Source organism: Pseudomonas sp. PDM02, from assembly GCF_014852285.1.
Classification (GTDB): domain Bacteria; phylum Pseudomonadota; class Gammaproteobacteria; order Pseudomonadales; family Pseudomonadaceae; genus Aquipseudomonas; species Aquipseudomonas migulae.
In genome coordinates, this window is record NZ_JACVBL010000002.1 from 636,214 (window position 1) to 653,995 (window position 17,782).

16 protein-coding genes are annotated in these 17,782 nt (G+C 60.1%); 4 read left to right on the top strand and 12 right to left on the bottom strand.

Going from position 1 to position 17,782, the window contains the following annotated elements:
* The first annotated feature begins 26 nt into the window (after positions 1-26).
* Complete coding sequence (locus tag IB245_RS06285) at positions 27-761, top strand: ArsR/SmtB family transcription factor (RefSeq protein WP_008038764.1); 735 nt, start codon at positions 27-29, stop codon at positions 759-761.
* Positions 762-884: 123 nt separating this feature from the next.
* Here IB245_RS06285 and IB245_RS06290 read toward each other — a convergent pair whose 3' ends face one another.
* From IB245_RS06290 to IB245_RS06315, 6 genes are all read right to left on the bottom strand, one after another.
* Complete coding sequence (locus IB245_RS06290; RefSeq protein ID WP_008031333.1) at positions 885-1,838, bottom strand: adenosine deaminase; 954 nt, start codon at positions 1,836-1,838, stop codon at positions 885-887.
* Between the two features lie 81 nt (positions 1,839-1,919).
* Positions 1,920-2,885, bottom strand: a complete 966-nt coding sequence (locus tag IB245_RS06295) for a 2-oxoglutarate and iron-dependent oxygenase domain-containing protein (RefSeq protein WP_192226996.1) — start codon at positions 2,883-2,885, stop codon at positions 1,920-1,922.
* Between the two features lie 143 nt (positions 2,886-3,028).
* Positions 3,029-4,111, bottom strand: coding sequence for a BMP family ABC transporter substrate-binding protein (locus IB245_RS06300; RefSeq protein WP_192226997.1), 1,083 nt, complete (start codon positions 4,109-4,111; stop codon positions 3,029-3,031).
* 351 nt (positions 4,112-4,462) lie between these two features.
* Positions 4,463-5,821: an 8-oxoguanine deaminase gene (locus IB245_RS06305; RefSeq protein WP_192226998.1), complete on the bottom strand. Its 1,359-nt coding sequence runs from the start codon at positions 5,819-5,821 to the stop codon at positions 4,463-4,465.
* Positions 5,822-6,069: 248 nt separating this feature from the next.
* The gene (locus tag IB245_RS06310) at positions 6,070-6,756 is read right to left on the bottom strand and encodes an SDR family oxidoreductase (protein ID WP_192226999.1); all 687 of its coding nucleotides are present in this window, start codon (positions 6,754-6,756) and stop codon (positions 6,070-6,072) included.
* 25 nt (positions 6,757-6,781) lie between these two features.
* On the bottom strand, positions 6,782-7,132 hold the full coding sequence (locus IB245_RS06315) for a MerR family transcriptional regulator (protein WP_192227000.1): 351 nt from the start codon (positions 7,130-7,132) through the stop codon (positions 6,782-6,784).
* 82 nt (positions 7,133-7,214) lie between these two features.
* Here IB245_RS06315 and IB245_RS06320 point away from each other — a divergent pair, with 82 nt between their 5' ends.
* Complete coding sequence (locus IB245_RS06320; protein WP_192227001.1) at positions 7,215-7,646, top strand: hypothetical protein; 432 nt, start codon at positions 7,215-7,217, stop codon at positions 7,644-7,646.
* 49 nt (positions 7,647-7,695) lie between these two features.
* Here the strand turns inward: IB245_RS06320 and IB245_RS06325 are convergent, their stop codons facing one another.
* From IB245_RS06325 to IB245_RS06350, 6 genes are all read right to left on the bottom strand, one after another.
* On the bottom strand, positions 7,696-8,622 hold the full coding sequence (locus IB245_RS06325) for an ABC transporter permease (protein WP_192227002.1): 927 nt from the start codon (positions 8,620-8,622) through the stop codon (positions 7,696-7,698).
* A complete protein-coding gene (locus IB245_RS06330) occupies positions 8,622-9,728 on the bottom strand; it encodes an ABC transporter permease (RefSeq protein ID WP_192227003.1) in 1,107 nt (368 codons plus the stop codon). The genes IB245_RS06325 and IB245_RS06330 overlap by 1 nt, the downstream gene beginning before the upstream one ends.
* 11 nt (positions 9,729-9,739) lie before the next feature.
* A complete protein-coding gene (locus tag IB245_RS06335; protein WP_192227004.1) occupies positions 9,740-11,305 on the bottom strand; it encodes an ABC transporter ATP-binding protein in 1,566 nt (521 codons plus the stop codon).
* A gap of 530 nt (positions 11,306-11,835) precedes the next feature.
* Positions 11,836-12,417 carry an IMPACT family protein gene (locus IB245_RS06340; protein ID WP_192227005.1) on the bottom strand — a complete coding sequence of 194 codons (582 nt, stop codon included), beginning with the start codon at positions 12,415-12,417 and terminating at the stop codon, positions 11,836-11,838.
* Between the two features lie 7 nt (positions 12,418-12,424).
* Entirely contained in the window at positions 12,425-13,075 is a 651-nt protein-coding gene (locus IB245_RS06345) for a TetR/AcrR family transcriptional regulator (RefSeq protein ID WP_008031358.1), read from the bottom strand.
* Positions 13,076-13,283: 208 nt separating this feature from the next.
* Positions 13,284-14,204 (bottom strand): LysR family transcriptional regulator, encoded by a 921-nt coding sequence (locus IB245_RS06350; protein ID WP_008031360.1) that lies wholly within the window; start codon positions 14,202-14,204, stop codon positions 13,284-13,286.
* Between the two features lie 124 nt (positions 14,205-14,328).
* Between IB245_RS06350 and IB245_RS06355 the strand changes: the two genes are divergently transcribed.
* Complete coding sequence (locus tag IB245_RS06355; RefSeq protein WP_192227006.1) at positions 14,329-15,678, top strand: aspartate aminotransferase family protein; 1,350 nt, start codon at positions 14,329-14,331, stop codon at positions 15,676-15,678.
* A gap of 64 nt (positions 15,679-15,742) precedes the next feature.
* Positions 15,743-17,236, top strand: a complete 1,494-nt coding sequence (locus tag IB245_RS06360; protein ID WP_008031364.1) for a CoA-acylating methylmalonate-semialdehyde dehydrogenase — start codon at positions 15,743-15,745, stop codon at positions 17,234-17,236.
* The last annotated feature ends 546 nt before the right edge of the window (positions 17,237-17,782 follow it).

The following is a 17,782-nucleotide window of genomic DNA, read 5'->3' on the forward strand; positions in this document are numbered from 1 at the left end:
GAAACGATTCAACAGGGAGTGAATACATGGAACATGCACCTTGCATCAGCCAGATCGCCACGTTGCTGGCTGACCCAAAGCGCAGCGCAATGATGTGGGCCTTGATGGACGGCTCTGCGCGACAAACCGAAGAGCTGGCCTTGCTGGCCGGCCTGTCACCGTCTTCGGCCAGTGCACACCTGGGGCGTTTGTCCGCCGGAGGTCTGTTGAAAGTCGAAACCCGTGGCCGCAAGCGGTTTTTTCGCCTGGCCGCGCCCGAAGTCGGCGCTGCGATAGAAGCACTGGCCAGTGCGACGATTGCCAGCACGCCCCGGGGCATGCCGGACGTTTTCAAACGCGCCGCACCTCTCTCCAAACCTCAGGCGGCACCTTCGTCGCTGTTGCGCGCACGACTCTGCGACGATCATTTGGGGGGCACTTTGGCCGCCGATCTTTACCAGCGTTTGCTGGATACGGGCTGGATCGAACAGTTCGAGCAGCGGGTGTCGATCACCCACAAGGGCGCCACGCAATTGGCCAAGCGCGGTGTGTACGTCCAGGCGCTGGCGCACAGCACCCGTCGAGCCGCTTGCGCTTGCCCCGACTGGAGCGAAAGACGTCCGCACATGGGCGGTTCACTCGGCGCGGCGTTGCTGCAATTGTTCATGCAGTCCGGCTGGCTGAGTTTGCCGAACGATTCGCGAGCCTTGCACGTCACCGCGACGGGGCAGCGTGAAATCCATCGCTTTGCCAAGGAAACCGAGCTGGAAATGGCGTTGTAGTACACCAATGTGGGAGCGAGACCGGCTTGCCGGCGATGGCGGCGTGTCAGTGGACAAATTCGTGTCTGACACATCGCCATCGCCGGCAAGCCGGTCTCGCTCCCACAGGGGAACTGCGGAGTTTTACGGTTTGACCAACCGCGCATCCAGGCTGTTTTGCGCCAGGCGTTTGGCCTGATCCTGGGTCATGCCCAGATCGGTGTACAGCGCATGGAAGTTCTCGGTCACATACCCGCCGAAGTACGCCGGGTCGTCCGAGTTCACCGTGACTTTCACGCCGCGCTCAAGCATGTCGAGAATGTTGTGCTGGGACATGTGATCGAACACGCAGAGCTTGGTGTTCGACAACGGGCACACGGTCAACGGGATCTGCTCGTCGATGATCCGCTGCATCAGGCGCTCGTCTTCGATGGCGCGCACGCCATGGTCGATGCGCTGGATTTTCAACAGGTCGAGGGCTTCCCAGATGTACTCGGGCGGGCCTTCTTCACCGGCGTGGGCGACGGTCAGGAAGCCTTCGTGGCGGGCGCGATCAAACACGCGCTGGAACTTGCTCGGCGGGTGACCCATTTCCGAACTGTCCAGGCCGACGGCCACAAACGCATCGCGGAACGGCAGCGCCTGATCGAGGGTTTTCTGCGCTTGTTCTTCGCTCAAGTGACGCAGGAAGCTCAGGATCAAACCGCTGGTGATGCCCAGTTGCTGCTCGCCATCCTTCAGTGCGGCGGCGATGCCGTTGAGCACCACTTCGAACGGGATACCACGGTCGGTATGGGTCTGCGGGTCGAAGAACGGTTCGGTGTGAATCACGTTCTGCGCCTTGCAACGCAACAGGTAGGCCCAGGTCAGGTCGTAGAAATCCTGCGAAGTGCGCAGCACGTCGGCGCCCTGGTAATACAGGTCGAGAAACTCTTGCAGGTTGTTGAAGGCGTACGCCTTGCGCAGGGTTTCGACATCGCTCCACGGCAGGGCGATCTTGTTGCGTTCGGCCAGGGCGAACAGCAACTCGGGCTCCAGCGAACCCTCCAGGTGCAAGTGCAGTTCTGCCTTGGGCAGGGCGTTCAGCCAATCGTACATTGTAGAAATCTCATCAGGTGCAATGCCGGCATTCTACAGGTGCTGACTGCAACAATTGGTAAAACCTGACCAAGAGGTTCATTACCCCGCCTCTTGCTCTCGCCGATAAGCATAGGTGTCGGCGAAGCGTGAGAGCAGGAATTCGGCGCAGGTGGTGGCCGGGTATTTCGCCGGGTGAAGGGCATCCTGACAACCGGGCAGGCATTCGATGCGCGTGTCGGGGTGCGGCTCGGCGAAGAACGGCATCGAGTAACGGTCCACACCCAGCGGGCTGATCACCCGGTGCGGCGTCGACAGATAACGGTCGTTGCTCCAGCGCGCCATCATGTCGCCGAGGTTGACCACGAAAGTGCCTTCGATGGGCGGCGCGTCGATCCAGTCGCCTTGCACGTTGCGCACTTGCAGGCCACCGGCCGCGTCCTGATACAGCAGGGTGATGCAGCCGTAATCGGTGTGGGCGCCGGCGCCTTGCTGATCTGCGGAGCTGGCGGTGTGGCGCGGCGGGTAGTGGATCATCCGCAGCACGCTGACCGGTTCATGGAAGCGCGTGTCAAAGAAGTCGCGCTCGATGTTCAGCGCCATCGTCATCGCGCGCAACAGGGTTTGAGCCAGCGCTTGCATGTCGACGTAGTGCTGCTCCATCAGCGCTTCCCAACCGGGCATCGAGGGATGACGGTTGGGGCCGCGCAGCGGTTTTTCTGCCAGCACTTGCGGGTGATCGGCCGGCAGGTGCAGGCCCATATCGAAGGTTTCTTTCAGGTCGCTGGGCTTGCTCGGGTCGAGCTGTTCGGTGGCGATGGCGCCGTAGCCGCGATGGTGTCGGGTCTGGGTGATGTCGATGCTGAGCTTTTCGGCGGCGGCCAGGGCGAAGAAGCGTCGGGCGTGATCAAGCACGGCGTCGATGCGTGCGGCACTGATCGGGTGACCCTTAATGTAGAAAAAGCCCCACTCGCGGCAGGCGCGGTCGATGCGTGTGGCGACGGATTGCCAGGCGGTCTGGTCATCGCTGTAGAGCGGGGCGATGTCGATGATGGGGAGGCTGTTCATGCGCAGTCCTTAAAAACACTGTAGATCCAATGTGGGAGCGGGCTTGCTCGCGAAAGCGGTGTGTCATTCAAAGATGATGTCGACTGAAGCACCGCATTCGCGAGCAAGCCCGCTCCCACATTTATTTGTGTTGGGCTTGAGGGTTACTTTGGTATCTCGGCTTTCATGCCTTCAACGTAGTAATTCATCGAGGCCAGTTCCGCGTTGCTCGCCGTCGCGCCCGCCGCAATTTTCTCCACGCCCGCCTGATCCTTGATCGGCCCGGTAAACGGATGCAGCGCACCGCTCTTGATGTCCGCGATGATCTGTTCGGCCTCGGCTTTCACCGGCGCCGGCACCAGGTCGCTGATCGGCAGTTCAACCGTGCCTTCCTTCAAGCCGCCCCAGTAATCCTGCGACTTCCACGCATGCTCGATCACGCTTTGGGTCGCCTGAATGTAGTGCGGTGCCCAGTCGTTGACGATCGAGGTCAGCACCGCTTTCGGCCCGAAGTGCGCCATGTCCGAAGCGTAGCCCACGGCATACACCCCGCGACGCTCGGCGGCCTGGATCGGCGCCGGGCTGTCGGTGTGCTGGAACACCACATCCACGCCTTGATCGATCAACGCGTTGGCGGCGTCGGCTTCCTTGCCCGGGTCGAACCAGGAATTGACCCACACCACTTTGATCTCGGTACCGGGGTTGTATTTGTTCAGGGCCAGTTGAATGGCGTTGATGTCGCGGATCACTTCCGGAATCGGGAACGAGGCGACGTAGCCGATCTTTTTGGTCTTGGTCATTTTCGCCGCGAGGAAGCCGCCGACGTAGCGACCTTCATAGGTGCGCGCCAGGTAGGTGCCGAGGTTCTTGTCCTGCTTGTAGCCGGTGGCGTGCTCGAAGGTCACCTTGGGAAACTGTTTCGCGACTTTCAGGGTCGGGTTCATGTAGCCGAAGGAGGTGGTGAAGATCAGGTCGTAGTTGTCCTTGGCCATGTTGCGGATCACCCGCTCGGCGTCGGCGCCTTCGGCGACGTTTTCCACGTACTGGGTGGTGATCTGCGAGCCGAATTTTTCGGCCAGCGCCTTGCGTCCCTGTTCATGCTGATACGTCCAGCCATGATCACCGATCGGGCCGATGTAGACGAAGCCGACTTTCAGCGGGTCAGCGGCGCTGACGGTCAGGCTGGCGCTCAGACCGAGGGTTGCAACGACGGCGCACAGCAGCTTCTTCAACGGACGTTTATGCATGAATTCCCACTCCATTTTGTTTTGAGGTTGGAGGGGGTAATGCAAATTACTGACCAACAGGACAACAAATATCCGAAGCCGTGTAACGGCCTTCGCGGGCAAGCCTCGCTCCTACAAAAGCAACGCCGACCTGTAGGAGCGAGGCTTGCCCGCGAAGAGGCCCACAAGGCCAATAAAGTGCATGGCCATGCAGGGTTGCCATCCACTGGTGCGCTAAGGTGTCACGAAACGCCCGCAGTCAGTCGGCGGTCAACATCGCCATTGGGGCTTTAAAAAGCATCGCCGGCAAGCCGGCTCCTACAGTTATCGCGCATAACCTGTAGGAGCCGGCTTGCCGGCGAAGGCGTCCGATCAGACGCCCGCGATCAACTGCCGGGCCGCCTGGCTGTGATCGGCGATCAAGCCTTTGAGATCCAGCCCCTCAACCTGCCCGTCGATCACTCGCCACTTGCCTCCTACCATCACCCGATCCGCCCGATCCGCACCACACAACAGCAATGCCGAAACCGGGTCATGGCTACCGGAAAACCGCAGCTCATCCAGCTTGAACAACGCCAGATCCGCCTGCTTGCCCACCGCCAATTCACCGATATCGGTACGCCCGAGCAAACTCGCCGAGCCCTTGGTCGCCCACCCCAACACCAATTCCGGCGTGATCTTTTCGGCGCCATAACGCAGCCGCTGGATGTACAGCGCCTGACGGGTTTCAAGCATCATGTTCGACGCATCGTTGGACGCCGAGCCATCCACGCCGAGGCCCAGCAACGCGCCGGCGGCGGTCAGCTCCAGCGTCGGGCAGATGCCGGACGCGAGGCGCATGTTCGAGCTCGGGCAATGGCAAATGCCAGTGCCGGCCGCGCCGAGGCGGGTGATTTCATCCGGGTTGAAGTGGATGCCATGCGCCAGCCAGGTGCGCGGGCCGAGCCAGCCGACGCTGTCCAAATAATCCACGGTGCGCAGGCCGAAGCGTTGCAGGCAGAAGTCTTCTTCGTCGAGGGTTTCCGCCAGGTGCGTGTGCAGGCGCACGTCGAGTTTGTTCGCCAGTTCGGCGCTGGCCGTCATGATTTCCGGGGTCACCGAAAACGGTGAGCACGGCGCCAGGGCGATCTGGATTTGCGCGCCATCGCCACGCTCGTGGTACTCGGCGATCAGGCGCTGACTGTCGTCGAGGATCACTTCGCCTTCTTGCACGGTCTGCTGCGGGGGCAGGCCGCCGTCCTTCTCGCCCAGGCTCATGGAACCGCGCGTCAGCATGGCGCGCATGCCGAGGTCGCGGACGCTTTCGACTTGCACGTCGATGGCGTTTTCCAGGCCTTTCGGGAACAGATAATGGTGATCGGCGGCGGTGGTACACCCGGACAGCAGCAACTCGGCCAGCGCGACTTTCGTGGCAAGAGCGAGTTTTTCAGGGGTGAGGCGTGCCCAGACCGGGTACAGGGTTTTCAGCCAAGGGAACAACGGCTGATTGACTACCGGCGCCCAGGCGCGGGTCAGGGTTTGATAGAAGTGGTGATGGGTGTTGATCAGCCCCGGCAGGATCACATGCTCGCGAGCATCGAATACTTGTCCACAGGGGGCGGACGGTTGCTGGCCGGCGGCGAGCACTTCGACGATCAAGCCGTCTTGCACAACCAGGCCGCCACGGGCATCGAGGCCATTGGCAGTGAAGATCGCGAGGGGATTTTTTAACCAGGTACGGGTCGCAGGCATGTTGGCCGGCTCCTCTGAAAGTTGGGTTCAGGTTAGCCAGCTCAGTGATTACCCTGTCTGCTGATCCAGGGTCGCCGCGGGGACGAGGTGCGCAGTGTCAAACAAAACCGTGCAGCGGGCAAGCCCACCCCGACAGGACGACGAATAATCTGTAGGAGCCGGCTTGCTGGCGATAGCATCGCCTCGGTATCACTGAAAGACCGAGGCGCCTGCATCGCCAGCAAGCCGGCTCCTACAGAAATGATGTCTTACCAGGGAATGTTTTCACCCCTGTAGTTCACGAAGTGGTGCCCACCCTTGCCGGTGTAAGCATTCACCTGATCCACCAACCCACGCACACTGGTTTCCACGTCGATGTCAGCGCCTTCACCGCCCATGTCGGTTTTCACCCAGCCCGGATGCAGCGACAGCACTGTCAGTTTCTGATCGCCCAATTGCGTCACAAAGCTGTTGGTCATCGAGTTCAATGCCGCCTTGCTCGCCTTGTACAACGCCAGTTCCGGCGCGTCCGGCATGGTCACGCTGCCGAGCACCGAACTCATGAACGCCAGCACGCCGCTGTCCGGGCGAATCTGCCCGACAAAACGTTGTGCCAGGTTGATCGGCGCCACCGCATTGGTGAAGAACAACTGACCCACTTCCGCCAGCGTCGCACCGCCCGGCGTCTGCACGTCAGGGCCTTTTACGCCGGCATTCACGAACAACAGATCAAACACTTCGCCCTTGAGCTGCTGACTCAGGGCAATGACGGCCTGCTGATCATCCATGTCGAGTTTTTCGATCCGCACCTTGCCCAGCGCCTGCAAGGCGTCGGCGTTCTGCGGGTTGCGTACGGTGGCGGTGACTTGCCAGCCGTCGGCCAGCAGGGTTTTCACCAGACCGAGGCCCAGGCCCCGGGAAGCGCCGATGATGAGTGCGGTTTTTGCCTTGGACATGTGTGGCTTCCTTGATGAATGAGGATCACGGATTTAATGGACAACGTTGCCCGAGCCGTTGCTGCAACTCGTTGCGCAACGCGCCGAGTTCGTCCATTCGGGTTTCGATCAGTTTGAGTTTGTCTTGCAGCAATTGCGTGACGGCGCTGTCCGGATCGGGCGACTGCCATAACGCGGCGACGCTGTTGCCGATCTCGCCGAGGGTAAAGCCCAGCCGTTGAGCGGTCTTGATGTAGAGCACCAGTTGCACCATGTCATCCGGATATTCGCGATAACCGTTGGCGCTGCGTTGCGCCGCGATCAATCCGCGCTGCTCGTAGAAGCGCAGCGTGTCGCGGCTGACGGCGCTGGCCTGGGCTAATTCACCGATGCGCATACTGATGTCTCGAGAGGGCTTGACCTTGGAGCATACTCCAGGCTTTAGGCTTGTTGCTCCCTGAATTTATGGAGCAGTGCCGATGTGGACTTCAACGCAATATCGCCAAGTGGTGCGGGGCAGCGCCTGGTATGACTTGATCGTGACGGCGGCGTTTGTCACGCCGTGGAGTTTTACTGCGTTGCATGGGTTGTTGGCGGGGTTGAGTCAGGCTTTGGATTTGCCCGGCGAACTGCCGGCGTTTGAGCCGATGCACATGTTGATGGCGAACCTGTTGGGCTCGATCGTGTGCGTGTGGTCGGTGCTGCGGATTCGTGATCCGCAGCAGGTTTATGGCCGGTATGACGCGGTGGGCAGATTCCTGTTCTCCACTTGGCAGCTCTATGCCTTGCTCCATGGCGCCAGTTCGCTGTTGGTGATTTTTCTGGTTTTTGAATTGGCTTGGGGCGTTGCTCAGGTGTTGCCAGTGCGGACGCCTTCGCGGGCAAGCCACGCTCCTACAGGATTTGCATAACACCCGTAGGAGCGAGGCTTGCCCGCGAAGGGGCCGGAGCAGACAACCTCTAATGCCCACCCTGCCAAGGCTGCCCCAACGACACCGGCGCATACAATCGTGTGCGCACGGCATCCCGCGACAGCAGCACCAACACCACAATCGTCGCGACATACGGCAGCATCGCCAGCAGACTCGACGGGATCGCCAGCCCCAACCCCTGCGCCACCAGGTGCAGGATGCTGGCGAGCCCGAACAGATACGCCCCCAGCAGCAATCGCCACACCCGCCAACTGGCAAACACCACCAGCGCCAGGGCAATCCAGCCGCGACCGGCGCTCATGTTCTCCGCCCACATCGGCGTGTAGGCCAGCGACAGATACGCCCCGGCCAACCCCGCCATCGCGCCGCCGAACAGCACCGCCAGCGTTCGTACGCCCAACACCGGCAAGCCCATCGCACAGGCCGCATCCGGGTTTTCGCCGACGGCCTGAATGATCAGCCCGACACGACTTTTCACAATCACCCACGCCACCAGCGCAAACAACGCGAACGACAGATACACCAGCAGATCCTGTGCAAACAGCATCCGGCCGATCAGCGGGATCTCGCTCAGTAAAGGGATCGCCACCGGCTCAAAACCCGCCAGCGGTTTACCGACCCACGCCGCACCGACAAAGGTCGACAGGCCCACACCAAAGATCGTCAGCGCCAACCCGGTGGCCACCTGATTGGCGTTGAACACCAGCGCCACCAACGCAAACAGCGACGACAGCAACATCCCGGCGAGCATCGCCAGCAACACGCCCAGCCACAGGTTGCCGCTGTTCAGCGCGACGATAAAACCGATCACCGCGCCAAACAGCATCATGCCTTCCTGGCCGAGGTTGAGGACGCCGCTCTTCTCACAAATCAACTCACCCAGCGCCACCAACAGCAACGGCGTGCCGCAGCGCACCATGGCGTAGAAAATATTGCTCAACAAATCGATATCCATCACAGCGCTCCTGCTTGTACGACGGTGGCTGATGCGCGACGCGTCCAGCGCCAATGCAAACGCGCTCGGTAGAGAATCAGCACGTCACTGGCCAGCAGGAAAAACAGCATCATGCCCTGGAACAATTGCGTGATCGCTTGCGGCAGATTCATGCTCATCTGCGCGTTCTCGCCACCGATGTACAGCAATGCCATCAACAGGCTGGAAAACAGAATGCCGACCGGATTGAGCCGCCCGAGAAATGCCACGGTGATCGCGGCGTAGCCATAGCCGGGCGAGACTTGCGGCACCAACTGACCAATCGGCCCGGTGACTTCACACACGCCGGCCAGCCCTGCCAATCCGCCGCTGACCAACAGCGCCAGCCAGATCAGCCGTTTCTCGCGAAACCCGACAAAACCCGCCGCACGCTTGTCCAGCCCGAGCACTTTGATCTGGAACCCGACAAAGCTTTTCTGCAACAACACCCACACCGCCACCAACGCGAGCAGGGCAAAATACACGCCGGCATGTACTCGACCGTCCTCCATCAACAACGGCAAACGGCTGGCATCGCCGAACATCGCCGACTCCGGAAAATTGAACCCGGCCGGATCCTTCAGTGGCCCGTGCACGCAGAACAACAGCAGGTTCAGGGCGATGTAATTGAGCATGATGCTGGTGAGGATTTCGTTGGCGTTGAAGCGCGTGCGCAGCCACGCCGTCAGCCCGGCCCACGCCGCGCCGGCCAGCGAGCCGACGAGCAGGATCAACACCAATGCCCAGCGACTTTGCAGACCGATGATGTTCACCGCCAACGCACTGCCGGCCAGCGCGCCGAGCAGCAACTGGCCTTCGGCGCCAATGTTCCAGATCCGTGCCTGATACGCCACGGCCAGACCCAAGGCGCAGAGCAGAATCGGCAACGCCTTGACCAACAATTCGGAGACGCCATACAAGTCGCTGACCGGGGCGATCAGCAAGGTGTGCAAGGTCAGCAACGGGTCATGGCCCAACGCGATAAACAGCAGCGAGCCGCAGGCCAATGTCAGGGCCGCCGCCAATAACGGCGAGCACCACAGCATCAGGCGCGATTGCTGGCCACGGGGTTCGAGGGAAAGCAGCATGTGAAACTCCGTTAAACCGTTGCGGGCGCAAGTGATTGAGGGGCGTCGAACTGGCCGGCCATCCAGCCGCCGACGTCGATCAGTCGGGTGTCGACGGTCGCCCTGAGCGGCGACAACCGTCCGCTGCACAAGGCGCCGAGGCGGTCGCTGATCTGGAACAGTTCGTCGAGGTCTTCGGAGATCACCAGGATCGCTGCGCCGGCATCGCGCAAGGCGATCAGCGCGCGGTGAATGGTTGCGGCGGCGCCGACGTCCACGCCCCAGGTCGGGTGCGCGGCCACCAGTAATTTCGGTTGCTGAAGAATTTCCCGACCGAGGATGAATTTCTGCAAGTTGCCACCGGACAGACTGCGGGCCGGCGTTTGCGCATCGGGTGTCTTGACGCCGAAGCGGCGGATGATTTCTTCGGCCAGCGTTTTGACCTTGGCCCGCCGAATCAGCCCGTTGCGCAGCAGGCCTTGTTGAAAAGCGCTGAGCAGGGCGTTGTCGGCCAGGCTCAACTCCGGCACCGCGCCGTGACCCAACCGTTCGGCGGGGACGAAGGCCAAGCCAAGTTTTCGACGGGCATCCGGCGGTAAATGAGCCACCGCTTGCCCGTCAAAACGCAGGGTTGCACCGTCATTGCGGTGCAGGCGTTGTTCGCCACTGAGCAGCGCCAGCAGCTCATCCTGACCATTGCCTGCCACTCCGGCGATGCCGACGATTTCGCCACGGCGTACGTGCAGGTCGATGTCCTTCAGCGAGCAGCCAAACGGATCGGGGTTGTGCCACGACAATGCGTTCACGTTCAAAAATGCCTCACCGCCCACGACCTTCGGGTAATCGGTGATCAGATCGGCCGCTTCCCCGACCATCAACTTCGCCAGTTGCTGATCCGAGCACTGCGCCGGCACGCAATGCCCGGCCACACGACCGCCGCGCAGCACCGTGGCGCTGTGGCACAACGCACGCACTTCACCGAGCTTGTGGCTGATAAACAGGATGCTGCAGCCCTCGGCCGCGAGCCGGCGCAGGGTGACGAACAATTCGTCGGCCTCTTGCGGGGTCAGCACCGAGGTCGGTTCATCGAGAATCAGGAGGCGGATGTCCTGCATCAGGCACCGAATGATTTCCACCCGCTGGCGTTCGCCTATCGACAGGCTGTGGACCAGTCGCTCCGGTTCCAATGCCATGCCGTAGCGACGGGACACTTCGCGAATTTTTGGCTCAAGTTGTTTTGGTGTACCGGCGGCCGCGCCCATCGCCAGCGCAATGTTTTGCGCCACGCTGAGGGTTTCGAACAACGAGAAGTGCTGGAACACCATGCCGATTCCCAAACCGCGAGCCTGAGCCGGGTTGCGCATGGTCACGTGCCGGCCTTGCCAGATCACTTCGCCAGAATCAGCGTGGGTGACGCCGTAGATGATTTTCATCAGCGTACTTTTGCCCGCGCCGTTTTCGCCGAGCAGCGCATGGATTTCGCCGGGCGCAATACTCAGGTCGATGGCATCGTTGGCCAGGCAACCCGGATAGCGTTTGCTGATTCTGCGCAGTTGCAGGCGAGGCGTTTGGTCAGGGATCGGCACGGGGTTGGGCATGACAGGCTCGGGTCGATGGAGTTGTGCCTGTGGATAAAGCAATTTCCTGGCCATTGAGTCAGGAAAATTGAAAATGCTTGCCGGCCAAGGCATCGGGCGCGCCGCTTCGCCACATTTCGATCCCGACGCAGCACCACATAAGGGCGAAGCAGTAGATCAGGCTCCGGTTTTGCGCAGGCCGATTTGGTCAAAAAACGAGCAACCCTTTGCAAGCCATGCCGGATATGGGGTCGCGCCAGCCATGAACGGGTTATCCACAGATTGCTCCACAGTATTTGTGCGCAAGCGCAAAGCTCGGGCATAAGCACTGAGCGGCTTTCTTCTAAAGGCGATAAACCACGCTAACTGATTGTTTTTACGTGGATTTAGTCTTTTTGAAGACGTATTGGACAAAAAGTGAGCAATGCCCGCAAAGCCGCATGACAGAAGGGTTACAGCGGTATGTGCTCAGGTTATCCACAGCCGGGTGCACAGTAGATGTGGGCAAATACACGGGATCGATGGAAGGGCGTTGTGCGTTGTTGGTGCGCTCAGCGCTGCAACAGAATGCGCCCGCGACTCAAATCGGCCAGTTGCGTTTGCAGGGTGTCGATCTGCGCTTCGCCCATCGCCAATTTCAGCTCCACACCGTTGGCCGTGAACGTTTCCTCCACGACCAACCCGCCAAGCTCGGCCACCCGCAGTTTCACCAGCGTCAGTTCGCCAAACCCGCAGGCGCAACTCAGCGGTACGCGGCTGATCAGCTCAATTTTCGGTGCCGCTTGCAGGCACTTGTTCGCGCCGCCGCCATACGCCCGGGCGAGGCCGCCGGTGCCGAGTTGAATGCCGCCATACCAGCGGATCACCAGCACCGCGACCTGGTCGCAATCCTGCGCATCGATGGCCGCCAGAATCGGGCGCCCGGCGGTGCCGCCAGGCTCTCCGTCATCGGTGCTGCGGTATTGGGCGCCGAGTTTCCACGCCCAGCAATTGTGCGTGGCGTTCAGATCGCTGTGTTGCTCGATGAACGCCTGGGCTTCAGCAGGGCTGCTGATCGGTGCGGCGAAGGTGATGAAGCGGCTTTTGCGAATCTCTTCGCGGTATTCGCAAAAGCCGCTGAGGGTAAAAGGCATAAGAGTCTTAAATGGCTGGAGTCAGGCCGCAGCCTTTGAGAATGATGCGGATCAGGTTGTCGCCGGCGTCTTCCATGTCTTGCTTGGTCAGCTTGGTGCGGCCGCTGACCCGGCAAATCTGCGTGGCAAAGTCGGCGTAATGCTGAGTGCTGCCCCACAACAGAAAGATCAGGTTGACCGGGTCGACCGGGTCCATTTTGCCAGCGTCGATCCACGCTTGAAACACCGCCGCCCGGCCCTGGAACCAGGCGCGGTAATCCTGGTTGAAATATTCGGTCAGGCACTCACCGCCGCTGATCACTTCCATGGCGAAAACTCGCGAGGCTTGGGGCTGGCGGCGGGAGAATTCCATCTTGGCGCGAATGTAGCGCGTCAGCGCTTCGGCCGGATCATCCTCGGCGGTGAGGGTGTTGAAGGTGCTGTCCCACAACTGCAGGATGTTGCTCAACACCGCCACGTACAACCCCAGCTTATTGGTGAAGTAGTAATGCAGGTTCGCCTTGGGCAACCCGGCATTCAGGGCGATGGTGTTCATGCTCGTGCCTTTGAACCCGTGACGGGCGAACTCGTCTTCGGCGGCTTTGATGATGGTCTCTTCGTTCTTCTGACGAATGCGGCTGGCAGGTTTGCCGCCGTGAGCGGGGACTTCAAAGGTCATAGGCACTTCCGAACAGGTGGGTGGGTGCAACCAATGCGTTGATAGCGCAACCACAGGCTCCAGACAAGTCCCGACACGATAAAACCTGACCACCACAAATCACTGTAGGAGCGAAGCTTGCTCGCGAAGGCGGCGTGTCATCTGTATTAATGTCGGCTGACACACCGCCTTCGCGAGCAAGCTTCGCTCCTACAGGTTTCCACCTTATTCAACGTGTTGCAGCCAGGCTCTCTAAAAAGCTTTCCAGCACCAAATGCGGGCGACGTCCCTTGCGTGTCACCGATGCGAGGCTCAAGTCATAAAACCGTGCTGTCGGTTTCAGCGCGCGCAAGCGCCCTTGCTGCACCCAGAGGCTGGCGTAGTGATCCGGCAGGTAACCGATGTAGCGCCCGGTGAGAATCAGAAACGCCATGCCTTCGCGGTCTGACGCACTGGCGGTGCAATTGAGTGCCTGGTAATGCGCCTGAATCTCGGCCGGCAAGCGGAAGGTCGGGGCGATGGCGTCCTGACTGTTGAGGCGCTCGTCATCCAGTTGTTTGTCGTCGACATAAAACAACGGATGACCAACCGCGCAATACAGCAGCGAACGTTCACTGTAGAGCGGCTGATATTCCAGCCCCGACAGGGCGCTTGCCTGCGGCACCACGCCGACATGCAAGCGGCCGTCGAGCACGCCTTGCTCGACTTCATTGGGCGCGATCATGCGGATCTGAATCTGCACGTCCGGTCCGCGTTCCTTCAATTGCGCCAACGCATGAGTGATGCGCATGTGGGGCAGGGTGACCAGGTTGTCGGTGAGGCCGATGGTCAATTCGCCGCGCAGGTGTTGGTGCAGACCGTTGACCTCGGTGCGGAAACTTTCCAGCGCACTCAATAGCTGCAATGCCGATTGATACACCTCGCGACCTTCTTCGGTCAGGGAAAACCCGGCGCGACCTCGTTGGCACAGGCGCAGGCCGAGGCGCTGTTCCAGGTCGCTCATCTGCTGGCTGATCGCCGAGCGGCCGATCCCGAGCACCGACTCCGCCGCCGAGAAACCACCGCATTCCACCACGCTGCGAAAAATCCGCAGCAAGCGGATATCAAAGTCGCTGACTTGTGCCAGCGGATCGGGGCGTCGAGTGCTCATAGTTTAGCGCTGGCCTGACTGAACGTTAGAAAAGTTGGATTTCACCGACTTTATCCCCGTGGCAATTTAGCTGCAAGAACGCTTTTCATCTCCACGCCGCTTATTGCCTTGCGAGGTTTTGCCCATGAACTTGCCTGAAAACGCCCCGAATTCCCTGGCCAGCCAGCTCAAGCTCGATGCTCACTGGATGCCCTACACCGCCAACCGAAATTTCCAGCGCGATCCGCGACTGATCGTGGCGGCTGAAGGCAGTTGGCTGACGGACGACAAGGGTCGCAAGGTCTACGATTCGCTGTCCGGTCTGTGGACCTGCGGCGCCGGGCACACCCGCAAGGAAATCCAGGAAGCGGTTGCCAAGCAGTTGGGCACTCTCGATTACTCGCCGGGCTTCCAGTACGGTCATCCGCTGTCGTTCCAACTGGCGGAGAAAATCACCGACCTGACGCCGGGTAATCTGAATCACGTGTTCTTCACCGACTCGGGTTCCGAGTGCGCTGACACTGCGGTGAAGATGGTCCGCGCTTACTGGCGTCTGAAAGGCCAGGCGACCAAAACCAAAATGATCGGCCGCGCCCGTGGTTACCACGGTGTGAACATCGCCGGCACCAGCCTCGGCGGCGTCAACGGCAACCGCAAAATCTTCGGTCAGGCGATGATGGACGTCGATCACCTGCCGCACACCTTGCTGGCGAGCAATGCTTACTCGCGCGGCATGCCAAAAGAGGGCGGTATCGCTCTGGCCGATGAGTTGCTCAAACTGATCGAGCTGCATGACGCTTCGAACATCGCCGCCGTATTCGTCGAGCCAATGGCCGGTTCCGCTGGCGTGCTGGTTCCGCCTGAGGGCTACCTCAAGCGTCTGCGCGAGATCTGCGATCAGCACAACATCCTGCTGGTGTTCGACGAAGTGATCACCGGCTTCGGTCGTACCGGTTCGATGTTCGGCGCTGACAGCTTTGGCGTGACCCCGGACCTGATGTGCATCGCCAAGCAAGTCACCAACGGTGCGATCCCGATGGGCGCGGTGATTGCCAGCTCCGAGATCTACCAGACCTTCATGAACCAGGCGACGCCTGAGTACGCTGTGGAATTCCCGCACGGCTACACCTATTCCGCGCACCCGGTGGCTTGCGCCGCTGGTCTTGCCGCACTCGACCTGCTGCAAAAGGAAAACCTGGTGCAGAGCGTGGCCGACGTTGCGCCGCATTTCGAAAATGCACTGCACGGCCTTAAGGGCTCGAAAAACATCATCGACATTCGTAACTACGGGCTGGCCGGTGCTATCCAGATCGCTCCGCGTGACGGCGATGCCATCGTGCGTCCGTTCGAAGCGGGCATGGCGCTGTGGAAAGCCGGGTTCTACGTGCGCTTCGGCGGCGACACCCTGCAGTTCGGCCCAACCTTCAACAGCAAGCCGCAAGACCTTGATCGTCTGTTTGACGCGGTCGGCGAAGTGCTGAACAAAATCGACTGATTTCCCCTTCTATATAGAGGCGCCCGTTGACGGGCGCCTGTGGACAACTTTTCTGGAGCCCCGCATGAGTCTTATCCCGCATTTGATCAACGGTGAACTGGTGACCGAAGACGGTCGCACGGCCGACGTGTTCAACCCGTCTACCGGCCAGGCGATTCACAAACTGCCATTGGCCAGCCGCGAAACCATCCAGAAGGCCATCGACTCGGCCAAGGCTGCGTTCCCGGCCTGGCGCAATACTCCGCCGGCCAAACGTGCGCAGGTAATGTTCCGCTTCAAGCAACTGCTGGAACAGAACGAAGCACGTATCGCCCAACTGATCAGCGAAGAACACGGCAAGACGCTGGAAGATGCTGCCGGTGAATTGAAGCGCGGTATCGAGAACGTCGAGTTCGCGTGCGCGGCGCCGGAAATCCTCAAGGGCGAGTACAGCCGTAACGTCGGCCCGAACATTGATGCCTGGTCGGACTTCCAGCCATTGGGCGTGGTCGCCGGTATTACTCCGTTCAACTTCCCGGCGATGGTGCCGCTGTGGATGTATCCGCTGGCAATCGTCTGCGGCAACTGCTTCATCCTCAAACCTTCCGAGCGTGATCCAAGCTCGACGCTGTTGATCGCTCAGTTGTTGCTGGAAGCCGGTCTGCCGAAAGGCGTGTTGAGCGTTGTGCATGGTGACAAGGCTGCAGTGGACGCGCTGATCGAAGCGCCGGAAGTCAAAGCATTGAGTTTCGTTGGCTCGACGCCGATTGCCGAATACATCTATGCCGAAGGCACCAAGCGCGGCAAACGCGTTCAGGCACTGGGCGGCGCGAAGAACCACGCGGTGCTGATGCCGGATGCAGATCTGGATAACGCCGTCAGCGCTCTGATGGGGGCGGCGTACGGTTCCTGCGGCGAGCGTTGCATGGCGATTTCGGTAGCCGTGTGCGTTGGCGACCAGGTGGCCGATGCGTTGGTGGCCAAGCTGACTCCGCAGATCAAGGCATTGAAGATTGGCGCAGGTACCACTTGTGGTCTGGACATGGGGCCGTTGGTTACCGGTCAGGCTCGTGACAAAGTCAGTGGCTATGTAGAAGACGGCGTTGCCTCCGGTGCAACCCTGGTCGTGGATGGTCGTGGTCTGAGCGTGGCCGGTCATGAAGAAGGTTTCTTCCTGGGCGGTTGCCTGTTCGATAACGTCACGCCAGAGATGCGTATCTATAAAGAAGAGATCTTTGGGCCAGTGCTGTGCGTCGTCCGGGTGAACAGCCTGGAAGAGGCGATGCAACTGATCAACGATCACGAGTATGGCAATGGCACCTGCATCTTTACCCGTGATGGGGAAGCTGCGCGGTTGTTCTGTGATGAGATCGAAGTCGGCATGGTTGGCGTCAACGTGCCGTTGCCGGTGCCGGTGGCTTATCACAGCTTTGGCGGCTGGAAGCGTTCGCTGTTCGGCGATCTGCATGCGTATGGCCCGGATGGCGTGCGCTTCTACACTCGTCGCAAGGCCATTACTCAGCGTTGGCCACAGCGTGCGAGCCATGAAGCATCGCAATTCGCATTCCCTAGCTTGTAAGTAGAAGGGAAGAAGGCCGAGCCCCTTGGGGCTCGGCCTTCGTGTTTTCGGGCTTTTTTGACCCGTATGACAGAAATGTGAAAATAGGTGTTGACGGCAGATTCTGGAAGTCTATAATTCGCCCCACTTCCGGCGCAGTCGAAACGGAAAACTCCTTGGTAAACAATGAGTTACGCAGTTTTCGACAGCGAGTTGCTTCAGATCATCGAAGCCCAGAAGGAGTTGAAAGAGCGGTGTTGTGTGGCTCTTTTGACGGTTCGATCTTCTCGGTCGAAAGCGGAGAAAAAGAGGTGTTGACAGCAGCGAGTAACGCTGTAGAATTCGCCTCCCGCTAACGAGAGATCGGAAGCGCAAGTGGTTGAAGTTGCAAAGGAAACTTTGAAAGCTTCTGAAAATAACCGCTTGACAGATGTAGAGGACGCTGTAGAATGCGCGCCTCGGTTGAGACGAAAGATCTTAACCAACCGCTCTTTAACAACTGAATCAAGCAATTCGTGTGGGTGCTTGTGGAGTCAGACTGATAGTCAACAAGATTATCAGCATCAC